Source organism: Dickeya fangzhongdai (assembly GCF_002812485.1).
Classification (GTDB): domain Bacteria; phylum Pseudomonadota; class Gammaproteobacteria; order Enterobacterales; family Enterobacteriaceae; genus Dickeya; species Dickeya fangzhongdai.
The window spans coordinates 2,726,302-2,749,084 of sequence record NZ_CP025003.1; the positions used below are offsets into that span (position 1 = coordinate 2,726,302).

22 protein-coding genes are annotated in these 22,783 nt (G+C 58.6%); 4 read left to right on the top strand and 18 right to left on the bottom strand.

Going from position 1 to position 22,783, the window contains the following annotated elements; genetic code table 11:
• Positions 1-91: 91 nt before the first annotated feature.
• A complete protein-coding gene (locus CVE23_RS12155) occupies positions 92-1,768 on the bottom strand; it encodes a ShlB/FhaC/HecB family hemolysin secretion/activation protein (RefSeq protein ID WP_049854112.1) in 1,677 nt (558 codons plus the stop codon).
• Between the two features lie 349 nt (positions 1,769-2,117).
• On the opposite strand from CVE23_RS12155, the gene CVE23_RS12160 reads away from it, so the two are divergent.
• Positions 2,118-2,519 carry a cupin domain-containing protein gene (locus CVE23_RS12160; RefSeq protein WP_082202657.1) on the top strand — a complete coding sequence of 134 codons (402 nt, stop codon included), beginning with the start codon at positions 2,118-2,120 and terminating at the stop codon, positions 2,517-2,519.
• Between the two features lie 176 nt (positions 2,520-2,695).
• On the opposite strand, the gene hrpN is transcribed toward CVE23_RS12160, so the two are convergent.
• The 7 genes from hrpN to CVE23_RS12195 form a co-directional block, all read right to left on the bottom strand.
• Complete coding sequence (hrpN, locus tag CVE23_RS12165) at positions 2,696-3,718, bottom strand: harpin HrpN (protein WP_038919198.1); 1,023 nt, start codon at positions 3,716-3,718, stop codon at positions 2,696-2,698.
• 159 nt (positions 3,719-3,877) lie between these two features.
• Positions 3,878-4,288, bottom strand: a complete 411-nt coding sequence (gene hrpV, locus CVE23_RS12170; protein ID WP_100849621.1) for an HrpV family type III secretion system protein — start codon at positions 4,286-4,288, stop codon at positions 3,878-3,880.
• Positions 4,285-4,473: an HrpT family type III secretion system protein gene (gene hrpT, locus CVE23_RS12175; protein ID WP_038919200.1), complete on the bottom strand. Its 189-nt coding sequence runs from the start codon at positions 4,471-4,473 to the stop codon at positions 4,285-4,287. The genes hrpV and hrpT overlap by 4 nt, the downstream gene beginning before the upstream one ends.
• Before the next feature lie 34 nt (positions 4,474-4,507).
• A complete protein-coding gene (gene sctC / locus CVE23_RS12180; protein WP_100849622.1) occupies positions 4,508-6,577 on the bottom strand; it encodes a type III secretion system outer membrane ring subunit SctC in 2,070 nt (689 codons plus the stop codon).
• A complete protein-coding gene (locus CVE23_RS12185; RefSeq protein WP_049854052.1) occupies positions 6,570-7,004 on the bottom strand; it encodes a type III secretion system chaperone in 435 nt (144 codons plus the stop codon). The genes sctC and CVE23_RS12185 overlap by 8 nt, the downstream gene beginning before the upstream one ends.
• On the bottom strand, positions 6,991-7,218 hold the full coding sequence (locus CVE23_RS12190; protein WP_038919203.1) for a type III secretion protein HrpF: 228 nt from the start codon (positions 7,216-7,218) through the stop codon (positions 6,991-6,993). The genes CVE23_RS12185 and CVE23_RS12190 overlap by 14 nt, the downstream gene beginning before the upstream one ends.
• 220 nt (positions 7,219-7,438) lie before the next feature.
• Positions 7,439-8,488, bottom strand: coding sequence for a phospholipase (locus CVE23_RS12195; RefSeq protein ID WP_100849623.1), 1,050 nt, complete (start codon positions 8,486-8,488; stop codon positions 7,439-7,441).
• A 539-nt stretch (positions 8,489-9,027) separates the two neighbouring features.
• Between CVE23_RS12195 and CVE23_RS12200 the strand changes: the two genes are divergently transcribed.
• Positions 9,028-10,188 (top strand): alpha/beta hydrolase, encoded by a 1,161-nt coding sequence (locus tag CVE23_RS12200; RefSeq protein WP_100849624.1) that lies wholly within the window; start codon positions 9,028-9,030, stop codon positions 10,186-10,188.
• 10 nt (positions 10,189-10,198) lie between these two features.
• Here CVE23_RS12200 and CVE23_RS12205 read toward each other — a convergent pair whose 3' ends face one another.
• From CVE23_RS12205 to CVE23_RS12250, 10 genes are all read right to left on the bottom strand, one after another.
• On the bottom strand, positions 10,199-11,512 hold the full coding sequence (locus CVE23_RS12205) for a lytic murein transglycosylase (RefSeq protein WP_100849625.1): 1,314 nt from the start codon (positions 11,510-11,512) through the stop codon (positions 10,199-10,201).
• A 298-nt stretch (positions 11,513-11,810) separates the two neighbouring features.
• Positions 11,811-12,413, bottom strand: a complete 603-nt coding sequence (sctL, locus tag CVE23_RS12210; RefSeq protein WP_038919210.1) for a type III secretion system stator protein SctL — start codon at positions 12,411-12,413, stop codon at positions 11,811-11,813.
• A 74-nt stretch (positions 12,414-12,487) separates the two neighbouring features.
• Complete coding sequence (locus CVE23_RS12215) at positions 12,488-13,081, bottom strand: serine kinase (protein ID WP_100849626.1); 594 nt, start codon at positions 13,079-13,081, stop codon at positions 12,488-12,490.
• 2 nt (positions 13,082-13,083) lie between these two features.
• Positions 13,084-13,866: a type III secretion system inner membrane ring lipoprotein SctJ gene (sctJ, locus tag CVE23_RS12220; RefSeq protein WP_042859968.1), complete on the bottom strand. Its 783-nt coding sequence runs from the start codon at positions 13,864-13,866 to the stop codon at positions 13,084-13,086.
• Positions 13,867-13,987: 121 nt separating this feature from the next.
• Positions 13,988-14,353 carry an EscI/YscI/HrpB family type III secretion system inner rod protein gene (locus tag CVE23_RS12225; protein WP_038658200.1) on the bottom strand — a complete coding sequence of 122 codons (366 nt, stop codon included), beginning with the start codon at positions 14,351-14,353 and terminating at the stop codon, positions 13,988-13,990.
• 81 nt (positions 14,354-14,434) lie between these two features.
• A complete protein-coding gene (locus CVE23_RS12230; protein ID WP_033575736.1) occupies positions 14,435-14,641 on the bottom strand; it encodes a type III secretion system major pilin HrpA in 207 nt (68 codons plus the stop codon).
• Positions 14,642-14,805: 164 nt separating this feature from the next.
• Complete coding sequence (locus CVE23_RS12235) at positions 14,806-15,789, bottom strand: sigma 54-interacting transcriptional regulator (protein ID WP_049854056.1); 984 nt, start codon at positions 15,787-15,789, stop codon at positions 14,806-14,808.
• 441 nt (positions 15,790-16,230) lie between these two features.
• Positions 16,231-16,872, bottom strand: coding sequence for a response regulator (locus tag CVE23_RS12240; protein WP_038919214.1), 642 nt, complete (start codon positions 16,870-16,872; stop codon positions 16,231-16,233).
• Between the two features lie 32 nt (positions 16,873-16,904).
• Positions 16,905-18,371: a PAS domain-containing sensor histidine kinase gene (locus tag CVE23_RS12245; protein WP_038919215.1), complete on the bottom strand. Its 1,467-nt coding sequence runs from the start codon at positions 18,369-18,371 to the stop codon at positions 16,905-16,907.
• A 252-nt stretch (positions 18,372-18,623) separates the two neighbouring features.
• Positions 18,624-19,178 carry an RNA polymerase sigma factor gene (locus tag CVE23_RS12250; RefSeq protein WP_038919216.1) on the bottom strand — a complete coding sequence of 185 codons (555 nt, stop codon included), beginning with the start codon at positions 19,176-19,178 and terminating at the stop codon, positions 18,624-18,626.
• Between the two features lie 322 nt (positions 19,179-19,500).
• Between CVE23_RS12250 and sctW the strand changes: the two genes are divergently transcribed.
• A complete protein-coding gene (sctW, locus tag CVE23_RS12255; protein WP_100849627.1) occupies positions 19,501-20,670 on the top strand; it encodes a type III secretion system gatekeeper subunit SctW in 1,170 nt (389 codons plus the stop codon).
• Positions 20,671-20,673: 3 nt separating this feature from the next.
• Complete coding sequence (gene sctV / locus CVE23_RS12260; RefSeq protein ID WP_038919218.1) at positions 20,674-22,776, top strand: type III secretion system export apparatus subunit SctV; 2,103 nt, start codon at positions 20,674-20,676, stop codon at positions 22,774-22,776.
• Positions 22,777-22,783 lie beyond the last annotated feature (7 nt).

Genomic DNA, 22,783 nt, shown 5'->3' on the forward strand with positions numbered 1-22,783 from the left:
TGAACTCCTGCTGCATGAAAAATTCAATGCCATGAAAGCATTGAAAAAATGTTGATTTATTGAATGTGTTAAAACGACTTTATTAAATGAGTTAAAACGACAAACCTACCCGGTAACCCACCACCATAGTGTCGGGTTGTAACCATGCCGGGTAGGAGATCGGCCACCCCACCGTTACCTGCTGGCTCAGCCAGCGGCTGGCGACGGTCACGCCGACTGCGCCGCCCCATAATGAGGCCGCCGTCGAATCATCCTGTTTATGGTTGTAGAGATGACCGCCGTCGACCGCCGCCATGAAGGTGACGTTGCCCAGCACCGGCAGTTGCCATGCCTGCCAGTTCAGCTCGTTACGCCAGTAGGCGCCCCGGTTGCCGGAGGTGTACTGCTCGCGAAATCCGCGCACGGAGGATTCCCCGCCCAGCGTCAGTTGTTCGCTGCCGTAAAGCGCGCGGGCCGCGTACTGGCCGTACAGGCTGCCGAGGTAGGTGATGCTATCGGTAACGGGGTAGTAATAGCTGGCCGACAGCGTCCACTTATTGAACTCGGCTCGCGGTTCGTCCGCGCTTTTATCGGTGTCGGTTTCCGCGCCAAGCCAGCGCACGCCGCGGTTGTAAGTCGGGTTGAAGGTCGCCAGCCCGCCCCACAGTTTCTGACTGTGATTGACGCCCAGCGACACGCTGCTCAGCTTACGGCTGCTGGACGGCAATAGCGTTCCGTTAAGATAGTTATTGCCGGTGCGCTGGCTGAGCGTGCCGGCAATGGCGGTTTTCATGGTGCCGTTGCGGAACACTACGCGGGAGAGCGATAGCCGATGGGTATCGCTGTCGCCGGTGGAATGCCAGGGAAAATCGCGGCTGATAAACGTATTGCGATAACGGCTTTGGGAGTAGCTATAACCCAGGTTCCAGTAGCCATACGGCATGGAAAAACCGGCCTGCAGGCTTTCGGCATCATGGCTGGTGGCAAAGCGGCTGCTGTGACCGGCGCTGATAAACCACTGATCGGCCACGCCGAACAGATTATCCAGCGCCAGGCTGCCGTTGAGCTGCTGTTCGCCGGTGCTTTTTTGGCCGCTGTTATCGAAGGTGAGCCCGCCGGTGAACGGCAGGTGAGCCTCACGGGTCAGGTTTACCACCGAATACCCCGGCTGGCTGCCCGGCAGAATCTCGATCGTGACCTGCTGGGACGGCATGCGGTTCATCTGCTCCATGCCCTGTTCGATATCGCGCAGGTTCAGGATCTCCCCTTCCCGCGCAGGAAACGCGGTGCGGGTCATCCGTTCCGTCTGGTTATTGATGGTGATCTTTTCCAGCCGCCCTTCCAGGATCTCCAGTTGCAGCACGCCGCCCGACAGATCCTGTTCGCTCAGAAACGCCCGGCTGGTGATGTAGCCGCGCTGGATATACCAGTTGCTGACGTCGTGCACCAGTTGGTTGATCTGCTCAAGGTTGTTACAGCGATTAAGGTAGCCGGCGGTCAGCGCCGTCTGGTCGCGCGGGCCCAGCAAGGTACTGTGATTGAAGCGGATCTCACGCAGGGTAAAACAGGGGCCTTGCGGCGTGTTGTCCGCTTTCAGCGGCGCCTGCACGATATTGTTCAATTGTTGCAACGCTTCCCGCTGCTGACGGGATTGCTCAATCACTTCCGACTGGCGTTGCTGGGTTTCGTTTCGCTCCGACGGATCCAACAGAGCGGAAAACGCAGAGGCGGTGTAACCAATGAGGGAAAAACAGACGATCAGGCCAGTTTTCCTGCTACTGACAAACATCATGCACGTCCATGTAATAGAAACAGATGGTAAAAATTGCCGAAATAATAATGCGCATTCCTTTCAAAAACAATACAAATACTTACAATTCAGCTGACAGCAAATACGGCAACATCAAAATCAATTCGTTGATTTTAAATAAATAATTTAATTTCCTATAAAAAGAAAACCTAAAAAGAATTGCTGGCGTCATGAGGTATGGCGGAAGAAAATGTAAACATACGGAAACTGAATTTTCATCGGATGTAACAGTTGTTCGCTTTTTAAGCAATACATTGTGTGAGATCTCTCCGCCACGCCTCATTTGCAGAACTGATTATTTCGGGTCGCAGCACCAGACGGAGAAAAAATGATGACGAACCAACTCAAGATTGTCAGACCGGTTAATCCCACGGAAACACAGCAGAATTTACCCTATTTTGTCGGTATTTCCCGCGATACCGTCGGCGCTAAGCACATCTCCATGAATATCGTGGTGATTCCCGCCGGTGCGGAAGCGGAACCGCACTACCACGTTGATTACGAAACCGCGATCTATCTGCTGAAGGGGCGGGTCGAAACACGTTACGGCACTGATTTATCGCAGACCTGCCTCCATCTGGCCGGCGAGTTTCTCTATATTCCGCCCGGCGTGCCCCACCAGCCTCGCAACCTGAGCGATGAGGAAGACGCTATCGCGATTGTGGCGCGCAACGACGCCAATGAACGGGAAAACGTGCGTTTGTACCGGGTGGTGGATGACAACGCATAAGGCCGGGTCAAGGCACGCAACGCGACATGACAATAGCCGCCGGGCGGCTATCTGCGTTTCGGCCTGCGTTTCGGCGCGCGGTCCGTTTGTCAGCAAGCCCCGGTTTCCACAAAGAAAAAGAGACAGGCTTCCCCGTCTCTGTTTTCTTTTCCGCTTTATCGGACAACCGAGGCGTATCAGGCGTGGGCCAGCTTACCCAGCGCCAGATTGGCGATCTTGTCGCCGACTACCGCGGCGTCGATACCCAGCGACGCACCGCCCGCACCGCGCAGGTTCAGGTTGGTATTGCCGGTATCGCCCGCCACGGCGCTTTTGATCATGCCCAGCGCCTGACGGAATTTGTCCATGCTGGCGCCGGTCATGCCGTCATCATCCGGTTTGCTCAGCGCTTTGGCCCAGGACTTGTCGTCAGTTTTCGCTGAACTCCAGCCATCTTTCTGATACTGCGGCTTACCAAAAATTTCCGGATACTGATCCATAAACTGACCGATCTCTTTAGCCAGGCCACGATCTTCTTTATCCACGAAATGACGGTTGTTGCCGTCGACATGGGTGCTGACATTGCTCAGCGAGTTCAGCGCCGCGTTCTGACCCACACCCATACCAATGGCGTTGCCCAGCTGATTGAACGATCCGGCGCCGCTCAGCCCCTGCAAACCGCCGGCGCCCAGCGTCAGCGGCGAAGAACCGCCCATCGCCTGACCCAGGCCGTTGCCCAGAATCGACGACAGTGCGTTGCCAACGCCGCTGCCGAACGCATCCATATTGCCCTGGGTCATCTGGCTGCCATTCAGCAGCGAGTTAGCTAGTTGGTTGCTCTGGTTAGTCAGCTTGGTCACGGTGTCGTGGCCCAGCAAGTCGTCCAGCGCTTTATCAAACATTTTTGACAAGGCATCGCTGTCGGATTTCGGCGGCGACAGCAGGTTGCTCGCACCCTGTGCGCCACTGCCGAACGACTGGCCCAGTTGATTACCCGCACCAAGCCCCTTCGAACCAGCACCCAGCCCCTGTGTCAGCGCGCCGGCAAACATCATCGACGTCAGCGCGGAAGTCAGCTTATCGATGGTGCTACTGAGTTTGTCTACGCTGGAACCCAGGGATGATGTCGCGGCGTTAAGCCCCTTCAGCCCCTGAGCGCCCAGGCCCAGGCCGGAGACGCCCAAATCACCGCCGATGTGCGCTTTGATCGTAATTTGCATAATTTCGTTTCCTCATTCATGTCAGGTGTTCGCAAAAGTATCTGCAACGGATGCCCGCTCCGATCCCGATGCGGGCATCATGATGGATACTTGTTACTGAGTGACGCCAGCGGCGAAACGGTTCCCCGCTGGCGCCGGTTTACCGTAAAAAACCGCGTGTCACCCCAACGGCCGGGCAATGCCGACGCCGGTTTGCGGGCGTACCGCTCGCTCCGCCGAAACCGGCGGCAGCGTCAGCCCCGCCAGCTCAAACAGGCGTTCAATGAGTTGCGGATAGGTATCAGGCGTCGGCGGCAGCGGCCACCAAAGAATCAGCACGTCGCTGCCGTTCAGGCACAGGTGGCAACCATCGCACTCCGCCGCCTGCTGATGACGACGGCCGAGCATGTTGCGCAACATGCCGGGATACTGTTGCCCCGGCTGAATCTGCAGCATCAGTTCGCGGCCGGTATCACCGTACTGAAACACCAGATCGACGCCGGATTGCGGCGACCAGCGCGCCGCCTGATGCCGGTTCATCGCCGCCATAAACGCCGTACCGGTCTCGAAAACCGTGATGTTGTCGGTCATGGCACGCTCACCCGGGTAAAATCGACGGCGCCGGGGCGCATGTCCGTCTGCCACCAGATCACCATCTGCCGGTTATCCGGTTCGGGACGGCAACTGACCGAATCGCAGGCGCCAAGCGGCGCCCGGGCGGCACAGGCGCTGAGCAGCAGCGAACCGCACAACACCAGCAAGAGTTGATAACGCATGGCTTTTCTCCCTAAAGGCTATGGTGGTAAATCGTCAGGGTTTAATCAGTGACGCGCGCGATGGCTGCGCGTTTTTGGCCGGCAACAGCGCCAGATACACCTCGGTGGATTCGCCGGGCGCCAGCGTGGTTTTCGGCCAGGCGGCTACCGCCAGCGTGCGGCTGCCGGCACAGTTGGCTTCATCAAAACGCTGGGGGCGAGTGCCGGTGTTTTTCACCACGCCCACCGCCAGACTGAGGGTCAAATTGCTGTACCACTGATGGCGAGTGCTCTGATAACTCAGCGACGGCGACGTGCGGCAGAACTCCGACAGGCGCGCCCCGCTGCTGTCGATGGTGAATCCGGCGGGCGTCTGGCCGCTGGCCAGATCGCGCATGGCGTTCTCAACCATGCCGAACAGATCGGTTTTGCTGTTGCGCTGCGCCACGCGCCCCATAGCGTCGTTGAGCTGGCGGCGGTTATCCGTCGACACAAATCGGGTGGGATCGTTCTGATCGCCAATCAGGTGCGGGGTAAGAATAAACAGCCGTTCGCGGCGGGATACTTCGTGCTGGCGCGAGGTGAACAGTTTACCGATCCAGGGAATATCGCCCAGCAGCGGTACGCGCTTATCACGATCGCCGCTCTCTTCCACATGGAACCCGCCCAGCACCAGCGCCCGGTTTTCGCCAATCAGCGCCTGTGTGCTGACGGTGCCGCGCTTCACGCCGGAGGCGGTGCCTTCGGTATTGGTTTCCACCTGACCGTCTTCAATATCGATCACCAGCTGAATGCTGCTCAAGCTGCCGTGGCCGACCACGCGCGGCGTTACCTGCAGGCTGGTGCCGGCCGTCACCGGTTGTACGTTAGCCACCCGCTCGCCGGTGGCGGTGATGAAGGCGGTGCGGCTGAAATCGATCACCGCCGGCTGGTTTTCCAGCGTCAGCACCGACGGATTGGCGACAATCGACGCGGTGCCTTCGCCTTCCAGCGCCTGAATATCGGCGAAGAAACGTTTGAAATCGCTGACAAACAGCGTGCTGGAGCCGGACATCATGCTGGCGCCGCCGGTGACCGCGCCCAGTTTGCCCTGCCAGTTGGCCTCCAGTCTTGACAGCGCGGTGCGATCGACATCCAGGATGATCGCGTCGATGTTGACCAGATTTTGCGGCACGTCGATCTTGTCGATCAGTTGCTGGTATTCGTCCCGGCGCTTTTCGTCGTCGCGGATCAACAGCGCGTTGTTACGCACATCCGCCGATACCTTGCCGTTAAGTTGATCCTTGCGCTGGGCCGTTGCGCCGGCGCCACCGCTGCTGCGGCTAGCCAGCCGAGCCAGCATGGCGCGGGCATTGACCTCAATCGCCTGACTGGCATCCTGCCCGCCGCCGCTGGCGGCCGCCATCGCGCCGTCGTTGCTCATACCACTGGCGGCGGCCGACGCGCCGGCAGGCGTGTTGCGGCTGCCATCCATCAGTTCATTGAGAATGGTCGCCACGCCGGGGATCACCAGACGCTGGTCGCGATACTGAATGGTACGATCCGACACCGAGGCATAACGCAGCGGGAAGATCATCACCTTGCGACGATCTTCCTTGGTTTCACGCTGCTGGCTGAAGTTGCGGATCAGGTTGACGTACTCCGCCGGGCCGGTGACCAGCACCACGCCCTCTTCCGGCAGTTCCCCCCAGCCGAAACGCGCATCCAGCAAACCAATGCCGGTCAGCGCCTGCTTCATGTCCGGCGCGGCATCCTGCGACACCTCAATGCGCACCGACGTCTGTTCATCCTGCGGGCTGACGTACAACACGTTGTTGTAGACGAACCACTGAAAACGGTGTTCCAGCGCCAGCCGATCCAAAAACGCCACCGCGTTGTCGGCGCGGATTTTGGCCTCTACGTTGATATCCTGAATGTTGCCCAACACCAGATCGACGCCGTGGCTGTTGGCGAAATCCTGCAATACCGCCGACAGCGGCGTCTGTTCGGCGGAATAGGCATACGCGCCTTTGCTCCAGTCAGACGGCGTCGCCGCATGGGCGATGGGCAACATCCCCATCAGCACCAGCGACCAGCAGAACAGGCGGTAGAGGTTGAACAATAGTGCATACAGCGCGTTACGCATGCTGATCTCCTTGCAAAAAAGCCAGTGTTTTCAGATTCAGCGGCGGCGGCGATGCCGGTCTGGCAAGCGGCGCCAACAGGCTCTGCCAGACATCCCGCTGATTAACCAGCGCTTCCAGTGAGCGACACAGCCGAATCGGGTCATCCGGCTCGCGTCGCATCAGTAACCATAATTGCTCGTCGGCGGCGGACCAGCAGAGCGCGGCGGCATCCATGCCCAGTCGCAACACGGCGGCTGACGAGTAGCGCAGCGCCTTGTGCAACAGCCGGTCATCCACCTTGACCGACAGCGTGACGACGGCGGAACAGCCCACCCCATCGTGATAACGGGTCAACACCACCGGGCTGCCGTCAATGTGCAGCATCAACTGGCCCGCGGCGCTGTTGAGCCAGCGTTCGATGACCCCGATCAACTCAGTTGAAGTCATTGATGATGGCCTTCGCCAGACCGTGCTTGACGCTCAGCATCTGCCCGGCGGCCCAGTTGGCGTTCGAATAGTCCATGCTGGCTTCATAAAAGGCATAGGTATCCGCCGCGCTGACCTCCCCCTCCGAGACGGTCATCGCCATCTCGTCGAGCCGGGACTGCGCATCGACAAACGCGCCGTCCAGCCGGCGCTGAATAGGTGAAGATGAAGACATGGTTGCTACTCCCGTTGATTAAGCTGGTATGGTTGGCCTGCAGTTGTGTGGCCGGGGAGTCACGGCGGTTCCATCGGGTGAGGGAAAGATGAATGGAAATCGGCGGCGTCTGGAAATGCAATGCGAGCGAAATGCGTGTGCATAGTACAAATAAATAATATAAAAACAGGCCGCTATCCCCGATAGCGGCCTGTGGTCTGTGGATTAAACCGAAGGAGGATTAAAACGTGGTCTTGCCATACTGATAGCGGTAAAAGCGGCGGTATTCCGGTTTCTGCGGGTTATCCGACGACAGCGTTTTCTGCAACGATTTACCGCCGATCAGGCCGGTGATGCCGTAGGACAGCAGGCTGGTCTGCTTGTCCAGCAGGCTGATCAGATCGGTTTTCGCGCCGGCGGCAAGCTGGTCGAGATAGCCGTTTTCAATCTGGCTCAGCAGGCGGGCCGATTGCTCCCAGTTGGGGTCGAACGACACCAGCTGTTGCAGAAACGCAATCGGCGCCACGCCTTTGCCCTGATACAGCGCGGAGATTTCATCCTCTTTGCTGACCGGCGCAGAATGGCGGAAACCGGCCATCACCAGTTTGGCGCGTTTAGCCGGGCCGGCCTGTTTGCCCATCTGCTCGGTGATGAAGCGATACCAGCGGGAATCGAAGGCAAAGCTGGAGCGGGCATCGTAACGCGCGCTGTACACCAGCGTGTCGAACACTTCCCGCCCGCCAAACCATTTGGTTTCCAGTTCGGCCAGAATCTGAGCAAGAGTTTTATCTTTGAGAATCGCATTAAACGCGTTGGTGTCCTTGTCGGAATCCTGCTGCCCCTGCACCGGGTCCACCACCACCAGCCGGATGGTTTTCGCATTGGCCCACACACCGGCCGCCTGATTTTGCACCGCCAGATGGTACAGCTCGGCCAGAAACTCGGTTAAACCGACCGCCGCGCCGCGGCTATGCCCGCCGACCACCAGTTGGTACTCTTTCAGCGTTTTCAGGTAATCCACCAGCGGGAACAGGCTGTCCAGCGTCACCACGCCGGCACGGTCGTCATAACCGTTGACCTGATCGTAGAGCACGCCCATCTTTTCACTCATATCCACAAAACTGCCGCCCCAGCCGGCGCGTTTTGCCAGCGCCTGGGTTTTAGTCAGCATCGCGGCGGTGCCGATGCCGTCAATGGCGACCACGGCGCTAAAGCCGCTGATTTCAACGTTGGCGAGAAAATCCTGTTTGGTGGTGCCGGTGCCGCAGAACCAGATTAGTACCTTTTCCATATGTAACCTCTTGGTTTTAAATCGATTAAGATCAGTGGTGTCTTCGTCAGGCAATGTAGCGGAGGCGCAGGCCGGCATGCTGCGTCAGAACAACGCGAATTCAGGCCGTAACAACGGCGAACCTGCCCGGACAAACACGCCAGAGAACCAGAGAGAGGCCGGGAACGCTCGCGCCCGGATAAGCGGAATGAAGTCTATTGTCGACGGCATTAGAGCCTGCGACGCCGCGTCCATTGCGATAACGATTCATTACAGCGCCAGCCTTCCATCACAGCCTTTCAGCTGACCGGCGGCGCTGAACACGTGCAGACTACAGGATGATGCCCGTCAGTTAACGGCGCGGAGGTTGTGTGGTCGACCGGCGGGAAAATACGGCCGAAAAGGAGGAGTGGTGAGTCACGCGAGAGGGAAAAAACGCAGCACAGGCCGGGTCATGCCGGCGATAGAAAAACCGGGCGGACCTGCGCCAGCGCAATGCGGCGGCGCATCAACCGTCTTACATTGCCGGACGGCGTGCCGGACAATCAGGAGCAATCCCCGTGAAAACCTATCTTGGAAATGACGAACTGAATGAAAAATACCCGGTGTACCCGTTTGCGTTGCGATCGCAGGATGGGAACGCGACCCTGACCGGTCAGATCAACTATCCGCAGACACCGGCGGGCGTGTATCCGCTGGTGATGCTGGCGCCCGGCAGCGGCATGCACGACCGTCACTATCTGATTGGCGACAGCGGCACCCAGGCGGATTTTGTCTTTAGCTGTCTGGCGCAGGATCTTCTGGCCGCCGGGCTGGCGGTGCTACGGTTTGACTGCCGCGGCGTCAAAGGCAACCTGCGCGACAACACGCTGGATAGCCCGGAATACCTGTTCAACCGCGAACTGGCTTACCGGCAGATGTTTATCGACGCCGCCGTCCGCCAGACGGTGACCCCGCAAAGCCAGTATGAAGACCTGTATACGTTGTACCGGTATGCCAGCGAACTGCCGCATATTGACCGTCACAATCTTATCCTGCTCGGTCACTCCGAAGGCGCCATCAACATCGGGCGCATGGTGGCGCGCTATCCGGTCGCCGCCAAAGCCCTGATGCTGGTGTCGCCGGTTTTTTCGTCCATGAAACACGTGCTGGAATGGCAGCTCATCCACCGGACCATCGCCTGGCTCAAGGCGATCCCACACACCGGCGACCGGCTCACGCTGGAGGATCTGAAAAACGGATTCGGCCGCAGTCCGCTGGCTTTTTTACAACCCATCAGCAGCCTGTTGCCCTACAAGGGATACTGGGATGAAGCGGACTTCGACAGCATGACCGCCAGGCTGCAGGCCAGTTTCGATACGCAGCGCAACATGGTTTTAAGCCACGACGATCGGGAACCCTGGCCGGCCGACGCGCCGTTCACCCAGTCATCCTACGCCTGGTGGAAACAGTGGTATCAGAATGATCAGCCGGAAATTGAGCAGTTGGTACGGTGTCAAAACCGGGTGGTCTGCTATTTCGGCATGATGGATACCCAGGTGAACGCCGCCGCCGAAGCGGCATGGTTCGAGGGTGTAAAACACCGCTTTCCGCATATCGATATCACCCTGCTGCCGGATGTCGGGCATACCCTCGGCCTGCATGGTCTGCTGGGGCCGATGACGGAATCGTGCGCCGAACTGCTGGTGCGGACGGCGCACGATATCGTGACGGCGCGCTAAACGCCGGCGTTTAACGACAGCGCAGTCTCTCAAGCAGCGCATGGTCAGGATACCCATCCGCCGGCAACCCTTCCTGCTGCTGATAGGCGCGGATCGCCCGCGTCGTGGCACGGCCAATGTTGCCGTCGATAGCACCCTGATAAAGCTGCTTTTCCTGCAGCAGAATTTGCAGCGCCTCGCGCTCTTTACGGGTTAACGGCGTCTCCTGACGCGGCCAGGGCTTGAGCACCGGCGTCTCGCGCTGGTAGTTATCCGCCAGCAAGCCGACGGTCAGCGCATAGGAAATGTCATTGTTATAACGAAGAATGGCGCGGAAATTCGCCGTCACCAGAAACGCCGGGCCATTCTTCCCGACCGGCAGCAATATCGAGGCTTGCTCCGAAGACAGCGCGGCCAGATCTCCGGGCACCGCGGTTTTCACCCCGAGCGCCTGCCAGTCGGCAACGCTTTTCTGGTTATCCAGACCGGAAAGGGAATAGTCAAAACCGGCGGGCAGCGTCACTTCAAATCCCCAGGGGACGCCCGCTTTCCATTTGGCCTGCTGCATATAGTTCGCCAACGACGCCAGCGTGTCCGGGAATGAGGTCCAGATATCGGGGTGATGGTCGCCATCAAAATCCACGGCGTATTGCAGGTAAGAAGTCGGTATAAACTGCGGCATCCCCATCGCCCCGGCCCAGGACCCTTTTATCTGTTCTGGCCGCGCATCGCCGTTTTGAATCATGCGTAACGCCGCAATCAGATTCTGCCGGTTAAACGCCCGACGATAATTGTAGTAATCCAGCGTAGCCAGCGAGCGAATGACCGCTTTATCACCGGTATTGGCGCCATAATGGCTTTCAATGGAGAGAAACGCGAACAGCAGCGGCGGTTCAACCTGATAACGATGCTCGATACGAGCCGCCGCCCCGGCGTATTGCTTAAGCAGTGTTTTCCCCTGCGCAATGTTCTCCGGCGTCACCCGTTGTTCAATATAGGTCCACACCGGCGTGACCAGCTCAGGCTGTTTTTGCGTGGCCGCCACCACGTCGCTGTCCGGCGTCAAACCAGCAAACGCGTTATCAAAGGTGCCGGCTGTAATGCCCTGAGAAAGGACCTCCTGACGCAGCACGGCTTTCCACTGTTCAAAACTTTCGTCTGGCGTCGGCAACCCCGCTGGCGTGTCAGTGACGCCGTGCGATTTCAGCAAGCCCTCAATATCCCGGCATTCACGTGAGGGGTAATGGGTGTGGGCGCATGAACTCAGCACCCCGGTACCGATCAGCAACACCATCACCTTTGCCATCGACATCATTGCTGATGCCTGTGTTCTGTTATTGACCATTTGACTATTCCATAAGAGATATACCCGTCATACCGTAACTTGGATTATTTAGGGTATGGAAACAGGCCAAAAGCAGGTCCGTAACATCATCGGCCCGATCAGGGTTGCCGGAACATCGTCGTCGGACGCCGCCGGAATCGTGCAACATCTCTGACAGTAATAGTGCAGCAACCGGCGGGAATATACAGACCACCGCTGACATAAGTGTCACTGACAGAGTTTATCCGTAGTATTCCCTCTGTTTTCGTAACGGCGTATTGCGGCCTTGTCTCCTGCTCTCCAGCTCTCGCCGTCGCACTCAGTTTAACGATAGCACCTCCGCCTGCGGCAACAGCTGTTCGACCGCCCGTTGCCAGCTCAGGGTCATGACGCCCTGCGCGGTGATCAATTTCAGGGTATCCTGCGCCAGCGCGTCGTCATGGCTCAGTTTCCAGCCCAGATGGCTGTGTTCGCTCAGCCAGGCGGCGACATCGGCCTGACGGTCGGGGTGACAGTACAGCGTGCCGCGCCCTTCTCCGCCCTGCGTGCGCAGCAGTTGACGCAACAGCGCCGGGTAGCGTTCAGCGTCGGGCACCGCTTTGAGAATTTGGGTCATCGCGTCGCTCAGCAACTGACCGCACCGCGCCAGCAGCCAGTTTTCCATCTGCTCGCGTTCCTGCTGCCAGCCGCGCAGTATCTCATCCGCCTGCTGCCAGAATTGCTGTTCCGCCTGACCGGTAGCGATGGCGATCGCCTCGTGCGCCTGCTGGCGCGCCTCGTCCAGCAGCGCATCCGCCTGTTGCCGCGCTTCGGCCATCACCGCCAGCCCGCGCTGATGCTGCTGCAATTGTTCAACCCGGATCAGTTCTGCTTCCTGCACATCCGTGCCGGCCACCAGTTTTAAACACCGCCTGGTCAACATACTCTCCCTCCCTGATGTCGATGATGCTTACGATTGATAATTTACCTTCAATATAGTTTAGTTGGTAAATTATTTTACACTAAACCGCCCTCATGCGCCGCCGGGTTGCCATCCGCCGCTTTCCAGATGATGGCATCGCACAGGCTGGCGATACGGCTGGCGGGCAACGCCTCGCCCAGCGGCCGACCGGCGCCGTCGCGCCAGTCGCGCGGGTACAACAGCTGCAGCCGCGACCAACAGGCCGGCGGGAAACGACAGCGCAGAACAATCAGCGCATCACGCTCCCGGTGCTGGTCAAACGCCAGCGACGGCGGCAGCCACAGGCCGGGGCGTAGCGCTTTCGCCAGTCGCCGGCACCAGACGGCCAGCGTCTCCGGCAGGTCGCCCGGCGTTTCGCGGCATACCGCCGCCATCAGTTGCAACACCTGACGCCGCCGCCCCACCTCCAGTTGCCCGAGTTGCAGCAACGTGCTCTCCGGCGCAGGGGGAAACGCCTCGACCACACCGAGACAACGGCGCATCGTGGCATGGTGCACTGGCGCCAGCGCCATCTCGCTCTCGCTGAAAACCGTCGCGTCCCGCCAGCTGGGGTCCGCCTGCCGCAGGCAGTCATAGCACCACCATCGGCTCCAGCGCAGGGCGTCGTTGTTATCGGCCACGCTTATCATGCTTAAGCCCCTGCGTCCGGTTGCGCCTGTTTCCTGCGCGCCTGCTGTTGTTCCCACCAGGGCTTGCCGAAACGCCAGCCCAGCACGCCGGCCAGCCCCAGCGCCAACAACCCGGCCAACCATTGCAGCTGCGTCATGGTCTGCGGCGTCAACTGAAACGGCCCCAGCGACACGGTTGGAATATGATCTTTGTACGGTTCCGCCGGAACAAACACGATGGCCAGATCTTTATCGCTCTTGCCGGCCAGCCCCGGAATACTGCTGGCCACCATGCGGCGGATACGCGGTTCGATACTGTCCGGCTCCAGCTCCGGCCGGTATTTGATGAATACCGCGGCGGACGCCGGTTGAATGGGTTCCCCCGGTGCAATACGCTCAGGCAGCACGACATGAACCCGAGCCACCAGCACGCCGTCAATTTGCGTGAGTGTGGATTCCACTTCCTGAGACAAGGCATAAATGTAACGGGCGCGTTCTTCCAACGGCGTCGAGATCACACCGGTTTTCTGAAACACCTGGCCCAGATTGGTGCGGGCCTGACGGGGCAATCCCGCGGCGTTGAGAATATTGACCGCCCGTTCCATGTCTTTGACATCAATCAGAATACTGACGCCGGCTTTCTCCGTGCGCTTTTCCGCCCCGATGTGATATCCCCCCAGCGCGGCGATCACTTCGTTGGCATCGTTTTCGGAAAGACCGCGATGGAGTTCCACGCGATCGCCGCAGCCAGCGATCAGCAACGCCAGCAGCAGGGTCAGGAATCGGTGCAGGACGGATTTACTCATCATGGTGCCATTATTGTGAGTTGTTCATGATTCGATCATGATTGGATTAGTCACGATGGCGTTGACTAATCACGACAGTGTTAACTCATCACGATCGTGTTGATTACAGGTTTGATCCTGGCTATTGCAGGTTGGTCAGTTTTTCCAGGCTCTGGACGCTTTTAGCCACCACTTTGGCATTGAGCAAACTTTCCAGATAAAACGAGGACAGCGTCCGGGTGGCATCCATCACATCCTTTGGGTTATTGCTGTTGATGCTTTTGCCTACCTGACGTTCTGCTTTCTGCAACAGGTTTTCCAGGTTATCGGATTTCTCCGCCAGCGCGCCCAGCCAGGCCTTGTTGTCCGCTGTCGGCGTTGCCGGCGCGGCGGGTTCCATCGCGGCGCTAAACCAGGTCACATCCGATTGCGCAGGAATATCAACGCTGCGCGGCTCACCGTCACCGATCAGTCCCTGAAGCTCATTGACGCGGGTGATTTTCATCATGAATCCGTTCCTCTTTGATGGATGTTAATGTGACAAAAAACCGGGGGAACTTCCCCCCGGTAGTCGACTACCTACACAACATCAGAACTGGATGGCTTTTGCCGCTTTCTGCCCGGAGTTCATGGCTTTGGTGGCGGAGTCCATCTGACCGTCGGTGATTGAGCTGATAGCATCGGTTTTCATTTTTTGCGCCTGGGCGGCCGTGGTCATCGCCGTGGTAGAAGCCATGGTTTTGTCCAGAGTCTGCATGCCTGCCAATGCTGCTGCGTTAGAAAGTCCCATCATGATAGATATCTCCAGTTAATAGTTGATTGATAAAGTGATTTCGCTAATGAACTTTGCGACTTACACAGTCATCGTGTTCATAAGTTAAGTAGGAGATAGCGAGAGGTGGTTCCGAAAGATATTCACTTTTTTTCCCCTGGTGGTGATAACAGGATACAGCCGATAAATTACAGTCCGCGCGCCGCCACATTCAGCAGCTTGATGCGGTGATAGAGCGTGCGTTTAGGAATGCCCAGCTCATTAACCACCGTATCGATACAGTGGTCGTTGCGCTGCAACGCCTCCTGAATCAGGAACCGCTCAATACGGCGCAGGCGCACTTTCAGCGAGGTCAGCGGCGTATCCGCCCCCATTCCCTGCCCGTCGCCGTCAGCGGCTATCGGCACCGGCGACAGCCCCAGCACCCAGCGTTCGGCCGCTGCTTTCAGTTCACGAATGTTGCCGGGCCAGCCGTGCATCAGCAGTTGTTCCTGAATGATGGCCGACAGACCCGGCGCCGGCCGTTTCAGCCGCGCCGACGCTTCGCGCAAAAAGCGCTGGAATAACGGCAAAATGACTTCCGTGCGCGAACGCAGCGTCGGCAGCTGGATTTTTACCGTATCCAGCCGGAAGTAGAGGTCGCGCCGAAAACGCCCTTCGTCCACCAGCTTCTGTAGCGGCGTCTGCGTGGCGACGATCACCCGCATATCCACCGGTTTGAACTGCGTGCTGCCCAGCCGTTCGATGCCGCGGCTTTCCAGCACCCGTAACATTTTGGCCTGCAGCGTCAGCGGCATACTGTCGATCTCATCCAGAAACAGAATGCCTTTGTCCGCGGTTTCAAGGTACCCGGCGCGGGACCGGCTGGCGCCGGTGTAAGCCCCGGACACCACCCCGAACAACTCGCTTTCCGCCAGCGTTTCCGGCACGGCGGCGCAGTTCACCGCCACCAACGGGCCGGCGCAACCGGAAAGCTGATGAATACGACGCGCCAGCGTGTCTTTGCCGGTGCCGGTTTCACCTTCCAGTACGATATCAACGTTAAGGGGCGCAATAGTGTGGATGAGAGAAGATAGCGATCCATGTATATCTTCCGACGGATGCGTTAACGAGGACTCATGGGAGACACAATGAAGTGACTGCACGGATTCATTGCTATTCCTTATCGTCATGACAACTCCTGTACCTTTTTCTGTATTCCATTATCAAACTGTCGAATCTATCCCGTTCCAGACTGTCTCCCGCCGCAACATCGCCATCAGTAGCTGTCATTGCATCATTACGGGATACACCCTAATCCTGAACGCTGGCACGGTTTTAAGTTCCAATAGCCCCATTGTCGTCCTGACAATTCCTTAACACTTAACAATCGATAACCTGCGAGTATTAACAAATTATTCATGGTGTGTGTAAGCATTACCGCCAACGGCAAAACAAACCATCAGCCAACCGCTGAAGTTGTGGTAGGAATTTCAGAGCGAAAAGTAGGAATAATCTGACCCCGGAGACAATGACGCTGGCGGCGTTCCGGGTACTGAAGGCGTGGTTCCCCCCTTCGTCATGGCATTGTCTTACAGCAAGGTCATCAGCGAAGGGAGGACAATAGGTTACTGTCAGGCGATTAAACGCTGGCTCAATGCATATTTCACAATGTCCGCGTTGGTGGTGAACTGCATTTTTTCCATTAACCGCGATTTATGGGTGCTGACGGTTTTGTTGCTGATGGCCAGCGTTTCGGCGATGGCGTTAACCCCCTGTCCCTGAGCCAGCATCACCATGATCTGATGCTCCCGCGAGGTCAGCAGTTCATGGCGCCCGTCGCCGCGGGTCTGGCAATCCGCAAACACAATCTGCTCGGCGATACTGTGGTCGATATAGCGCGCGCCCTGCGCCACCCGACGAATAGCCGACAGCAGCGCTTCCGGGTCTTTGTCTTTGGTGATATAGCCGAGCGCCCCGCTTTTCAGTACCCGCCGGGCGATCTGCGGTTCACTGTACATGCTCAACACCAGAATCGGCAGACGCGGATACTGCGCCACAATGCGGATAATCAGTTCTTCGCCGCAAATGCCCGGCATGCTCATGTCCAGCAGCAGTAAATCGATCTGGCTCTCCCGCAGTTGCGCCAGCACCTGCGACCCGGTCCCCGCTTCCGCCACCACTTCCAGATTCTCGTCTAATGCAAAGATCTGCTTTAATCCTTCACGCATAATTACGTGATCGTCAGCGATCATCAGCTTTATGAGTCTATCCATTCGCGTTTCGTCCTCTCCAGAGAAAATCTATTCTACGCGGTATCCTGCGGAAACGTCAGCCGAACCAGCGTACCTACGCCAGGCTGACTTTCTATTACCACTTCTCCCCCCAGCATCCGGCCGCGCTCTTTCATGCTCATCAGGCCGAAGGCGTGAGGTTTACGGGCCTGAGCGTCAAACCCTTTGCCGTTGTCGCGCACGCTCAGCACGATCAATCCTTCGCGGTTTTCCAGCGCAATCACCACCTGCGTCGCCTCGGCGTAACGGGCGATATTGGTCAGCGACTCCTGCACCACCCGGAACGCCGCGGTGGCGCATTCGTCATTCAGCACCACTTCCGGCTCCGGCGCCCGCAACAGACAAGGGCAGCGATACTGGCGGATAAAATCATCACGCAGCCACTCCAGCGCGGGGGTCAGCCCCATATCCAGCACGTTGGGACGTAACCGGGTCGCGACATGTCGCACCACCTGAATGGTTTTATCGGATAGCGCCATCAAATTCTGTAGCTGCGTCAGCATATGCGGGTTATCGCGGGCGAACTGCATACGCATCAGCGACAGGCTCATGCGCATTGATGTCAGATGCTGCCCCAGCTCATCGTGGATCTCCCTGGCGATGTGCTTGCGTTCTTCTTCGCGGGAGATTTCCCGCTGGCGCGCCAGCAGCCGCAGCTGCATGTGGGAATCCTCCAGCTTTTTTTCGGCATAGCGGATGGCGGTGATATCGCGCCCGACGGTCAGGATCGACGTCAGCTTACCGCTTTGATCGAACTCCGGCACACAGCGGATATGGTGAATCACCCGGTGGCGCGTTTCCGTCGCGCCGATGTCTTCCTCCAGCTCGCCTTCGACGCTGCTTTCCGAATCCACCACCATCTGCACCAGTTGCAGAATGCGCTGGGCGCAGCGGGCGTTCGGCAGCAGATCGGTCAGCCGCCGCCCGCGCAGCTGCTCGGCGGTAAAACGCAGGTGGGCCAGTGTGGCGGGATTGGCGTACTGGCAGTTGAGCTGCGGATCAAAGCGCGTGATCAGATCCGGCGTATTCTCCACCAGCGCCCGGAACTCCTGCTCACGGGCGTAAGCCAACTGTTCGATATGCTTGCGTTCACGAATATCCCTTACTACGCACATACTGTACTTTCGTCCTTTATGTAGAAAATGATTCACGCTGACCTCGACCGGCAGCACCATGCCAAAGCGGGTTTTATGCCGGGTTTCAAACGTCAGCCCGCGCTTCCAGCAGCGGGGATCGCTCCAGTGGCGGTTGGTCTCTTCCTTTGTCCAGCCAAGGTCGATGTCCTGTATCCGCATGCGACGAAACTCGCGGCGACTGTAGCCCAGCATGCGGCAGGCTTCATCATTGGCGTAACAAAACTGCTCCATGTCGTTGACAATATAAATAGCATCTTTGATACGACTAAAGGCGAAATCCACCAGTTCAAGCGGCGGTACGTCATCCGGATGGTGGGGTTGTGGGGAAGTCGGGGTATATAACATTGCCATCTCCTTGCTATCGCTAAGCCTGCCGGCCCCCGTAAACCGGGCGCCGACAGCAGAAAGGAAAGCCGCAGAAATCGCCCCCGGGGAAGGTGGCCTGCGGCCCTGTTAGGCTGTTCACCGCACGACGTGCGGGTACACAGCCTGATACTGACAGGTTCCTTCTCCTCCCCTGACTCAAGGGAGATGCCCTCCCGGGGCATGGCAATATAAGCGAGCCCCCGCGCCAGGCTGCCGCACGGGGGATTCAACTTATGCATCAACGGCCTGGCGGAGATATCCCCTGGCGCGGGAAAGACGCGAACGTACAGTGCCAATAGGAATGTTGAGCTGCTCGGCGATATCCTGATAGCTGACATCGGCATCCAGCAGCATCATCAACATCTTACGCGTTTCCTCCGGCAGGTGCGCACTGGCCGTCAGCGCGCGGTTCAGCGAATGATCGCACTCCGTAATGCGGCTGGGATCGATATCCGTCGACAGAATTTCCATCGCTTCCAACGCATCGTCGCTGATATCGACGGCACGATAACGCGCCTGTTTGAAGTGGTTTCGCACCAGATTCAGGGCAATGCCGAATACCCAGGTTTCCGGGCGCGAGGCGCCGGCGAACTTTTCGCGGTTTTTCAGCACTTCCAGATAGGTCATCTGCTGTAAATCTTCCACATCTTCACGGTTCGATACGCGCTTGCGAATGAAGTTTTGCAGTCGCTTGCCATGCAGGCGAAAAACCTGCTCCCAGTCCACGGTATTGGCAGGGGTATGAAGCTGACACGCGTCCATTTGTTTCAGTGCAATCGTTTCCATTTCATTAACTCTCCATCGTTATGCCCTAATTGGCGCATCTGGGAGAGCAAGGCGCGTGCCAGCCAATGAAAACGAATTAACTTATTGTTATATATTGTTTTATTTTTTATCGCACTGGCTTTTCATGCCATTTTTTGCCGGTAAAATCCGGCCTGAATTGCAAGCTTTTGCAGAACCAACCAACCAAATAGTAATCAAGATTATAATAACAGCAGGTTACTTATTTTCGTTGACTTACATCATTCAATGGGAACCCGCTTCCCGGTCCGGCCACATAACAGCACACCGTTAAAGCAGAGGCTGCTTCAGGCAGGACCGGACCATGATTTCACTCAACAACGTTTCTTCCGTGCTCAATACCAGCAGCGCGGCCAGCGCCAATGATATTGACGATCAGGAGCCGGTCGGCACGCCGGTCAAAACCAGCGAAGCCAGACCGTCGCACGACAAAACCCTTCATGACTCGATGGAAGAAGTCGCGGCCAGCTTCGGCGAGCAGGTCGAACGCAAAAGCAAGGCGCTGAACCGGCGGCAAATCAGCCAGCCGCAAAGCCGCATGCTGGCCAACATCGAACGCATCGAAAAACTGACCGAACTGTTCCAGCTACTGGAAAATCCGAAGCACCCGACGCTGGACCAGCAGATCCGGCAGATGCAGGCGCTGCTGCGCCAGTCATCGCCGCCATCGGTCGAGGCCATCATGCAGGCGGCAGGCGGCGACGCCGCACGCAGCGATATCGTGCTGCGCCATGTGCTGAGCCAGGCGCAACAGCAGCAGGACGCCTCACTCGCGCAGTCGACCAGCCAGAGCCTGGACCAGTTGCATCAGGAAAAAGGGCCGGAAGTCCGGGCGGGGTTGAACACCGCCGCCGCCATTTCCCTGTTCAGCACCGACCCGAACCAGAAACAGGCGCTGCGCGACCTCTACTACCAGCGCATCGTCCATCAACAGTCGCCCAGCGCCCTGCTCGACGCGCTGCTGGAGCGTTTTGACGCCCAGCACTTCGCCGCCGGGCTGCGTACGCTGCAACGGGCGCTGGCGGCGGATATCGCCTCGCTGGCGCCGTCCATCTCGAAGAATGCGCTCAGCAAAATGCTCAGCAGCCTGAACGACTCGCGTCAGCTCAGCCATACGCTGTCGGCCAGCCAATCGTTGCTCGCCCGACTGGCGTCGCGCATGCCGGAATGCACGCTGGGCGCGGTGGAACTGACCCGGCGGTTGATCGGCCTGAGCGCCAACGGCGCCTACGCCCGCGACCTGCACAACCTGGGCCGTGAAGTCGCCGGGCAGGACGCCCAGCGCCAGCTGCTGTTTTTCAACGGCCTGCTGCCGCTGGTTAACGACCTGCCGCACCCGCTGTGGCGCGACGCCAAAAACCGCCTCACCGCCCTGCAGCTGATTCGTAGCCTGATCGGCGATTTCGCCCAATACGAAAAGCAGCAGCAGGATGAAACCCAATCGATGAACGACCGATCTCGGAACAAGGGGTAACCGATGGCTGTGCTGATCGCCTGGCTTAACCGTTTTGCCATGAGCGCCATGCAGCGCTCCGAGGTGGTGGGCGCCGTGATCGTCATGGCGATTGTGTTCATGATGATCATCCCGCTGCCGACCGGCCTGATCGACGTGCTGATTGCGTTCAACATCTGTATTTCATCACTGCTGATTGTGCTGGCGATGTACCTGCCCAAACCGCTGGCGTTCTCCACCTTCCCGGCGGTGCTGCTGCTGACCACCATGTTCCGGCTGGCGCTGTCCATCTCCACCACCCGGCAGATCCTGCTGCAACAGGATGCGGGTCACGTGGTGGAGGCATTCGGCAACTTCGTGGTAGGCGGCAATCTGGCGGTCGGCCTGGTGATCTTCATGATTCTGACGGTGGTGAACTTTCTGGTGATCACCAAAGGGTCGGAGCGCGTGGCGGAAGTGGCGGCGCGTTTCACCCTCGACGCCATGCCCGGCAAACAGATGTCCATCGACAGCGACCTGCGCGCCGGGTTGATCGATTCCCAGCAGGCTCGCCAGCGACGGGAAAACCTGGCCAAGGAGAGTCAGTTGTTCGGCGCTATGGACGGGGCGATGAAGTTCGTCAAAGGGGACGCCATCGCCAGTCTGGTGATCGTGTTCATCAACATGATTGGCGGCTTCGCCATCGGCGTGCTGCAAAACGGCATGGCCGCCGGCGACGCCATGCACATTTACTCGGTGCTGACCATCGGCGACGGCCTGATTGCCCAGATTCCAGCGCTGCTGATTTCGCTGACCGCCGGGATGATCATCACCCGCGTCTCCGCCGACGGCCAGAAAATGGACAACAATATCGGCCGCGAGATCGCCGAGCAGCTGACCAGCCAGCCCAAGGCGTGGATCATCTCGTCGGTGGGCATGCTGGGGTTTGCGCTGCTGCCCGGGATGCCGACGCTGGTGTTTCTCATCATCAGCCTGCTGTCGCTCGGCAGCGGGTTATTTCAGCTGTGGCGCGTCAAACAGAGCGGCCTGCAGGATGCGCTGCTGGCGGACGACAGCATGCCCGCCGAGCAGAACGGCTATCAGGATTTGCGGCGCTTCAACCCGACCCGCGCCTACCTGTTGCAGTTCCATACCGTGTGGCAAGGCGCCGCCGCCGCCGCGGTGCTGGTACAGGACATCCGTCGCCTGCGCAACCGGCTGGTGTATCACTTCGGCTTTACGCTGCCGTCGTTCGACATCGAGTTTAACCCCAACGTGCCGGAAGATGAGTTCCGCTTCTGCGTGTATGAAATCCCGCAGTTGCGGGCCAGCTTCGGCGTGCCGCTGCTGGCGGTGCCGCGCGGACAACTGCCGGAAGAGACGCTGGACGACGGCATGATGCCCGGCCTGTCCGCCCGCGACGAACACCACCTGCTGTGGCTGACGCCGGAACATCCGCTATTGCAGCAGCCGGAACTGAGCCCCTGGAGCCCGGACGCGCTGATCCTCAGCCGCATGGAGAACGCGATTCATCGCAGCGGCGCGCAGTTTATCGGCCTGCAGGAAACCAAATCGATCCTCGCCTGGCTGGAAGCCGAACAGCCGGAGCTGGCGCAGGAACTGCAGCGCATCATGCCGTTATCGCGCTTCGCCAGCGTACTGCAACGGCTGGCGTCGGAGCGAGTGCCGCTGCGCTCGGTGCGGCCGATTGCCGAAGCGCTGATCGAAGTCGGTCAGCACGAGCGTGACATCAACGCCCTCACCGACTACGTACGGCTGGAGCTGAAAGCCCAGATTTGCCACCAGTACAGTCAGGACGACAGCCTCACCGTCTGGCTGCTGACGCCGGAAACCGAAGAGTTGCTGCGCGACGCGTTGCGCCAGACGCAAAACGAAACCTTCTTCGCGCTGACCCAGGAATACGCCGCCGTCCTGCTCGGTCAGCTGCGGCGGGCGTTCCCGCCGATGACGCCGCCGTCGGCGCTGATTCTGGTGGCGCAGGACCTGCGCAGTCCGCTGCGCATTCTGTTGCAGGACGAATTCCATCATGTCCCGGTGCTGTCGTTCACCGAATTGGAATCGCACCTGTCGATCAACGTAGCGGGCCGTATCGACCTGCAGGACCGGGTTGACCCCTTTAACGCATAGGATAACG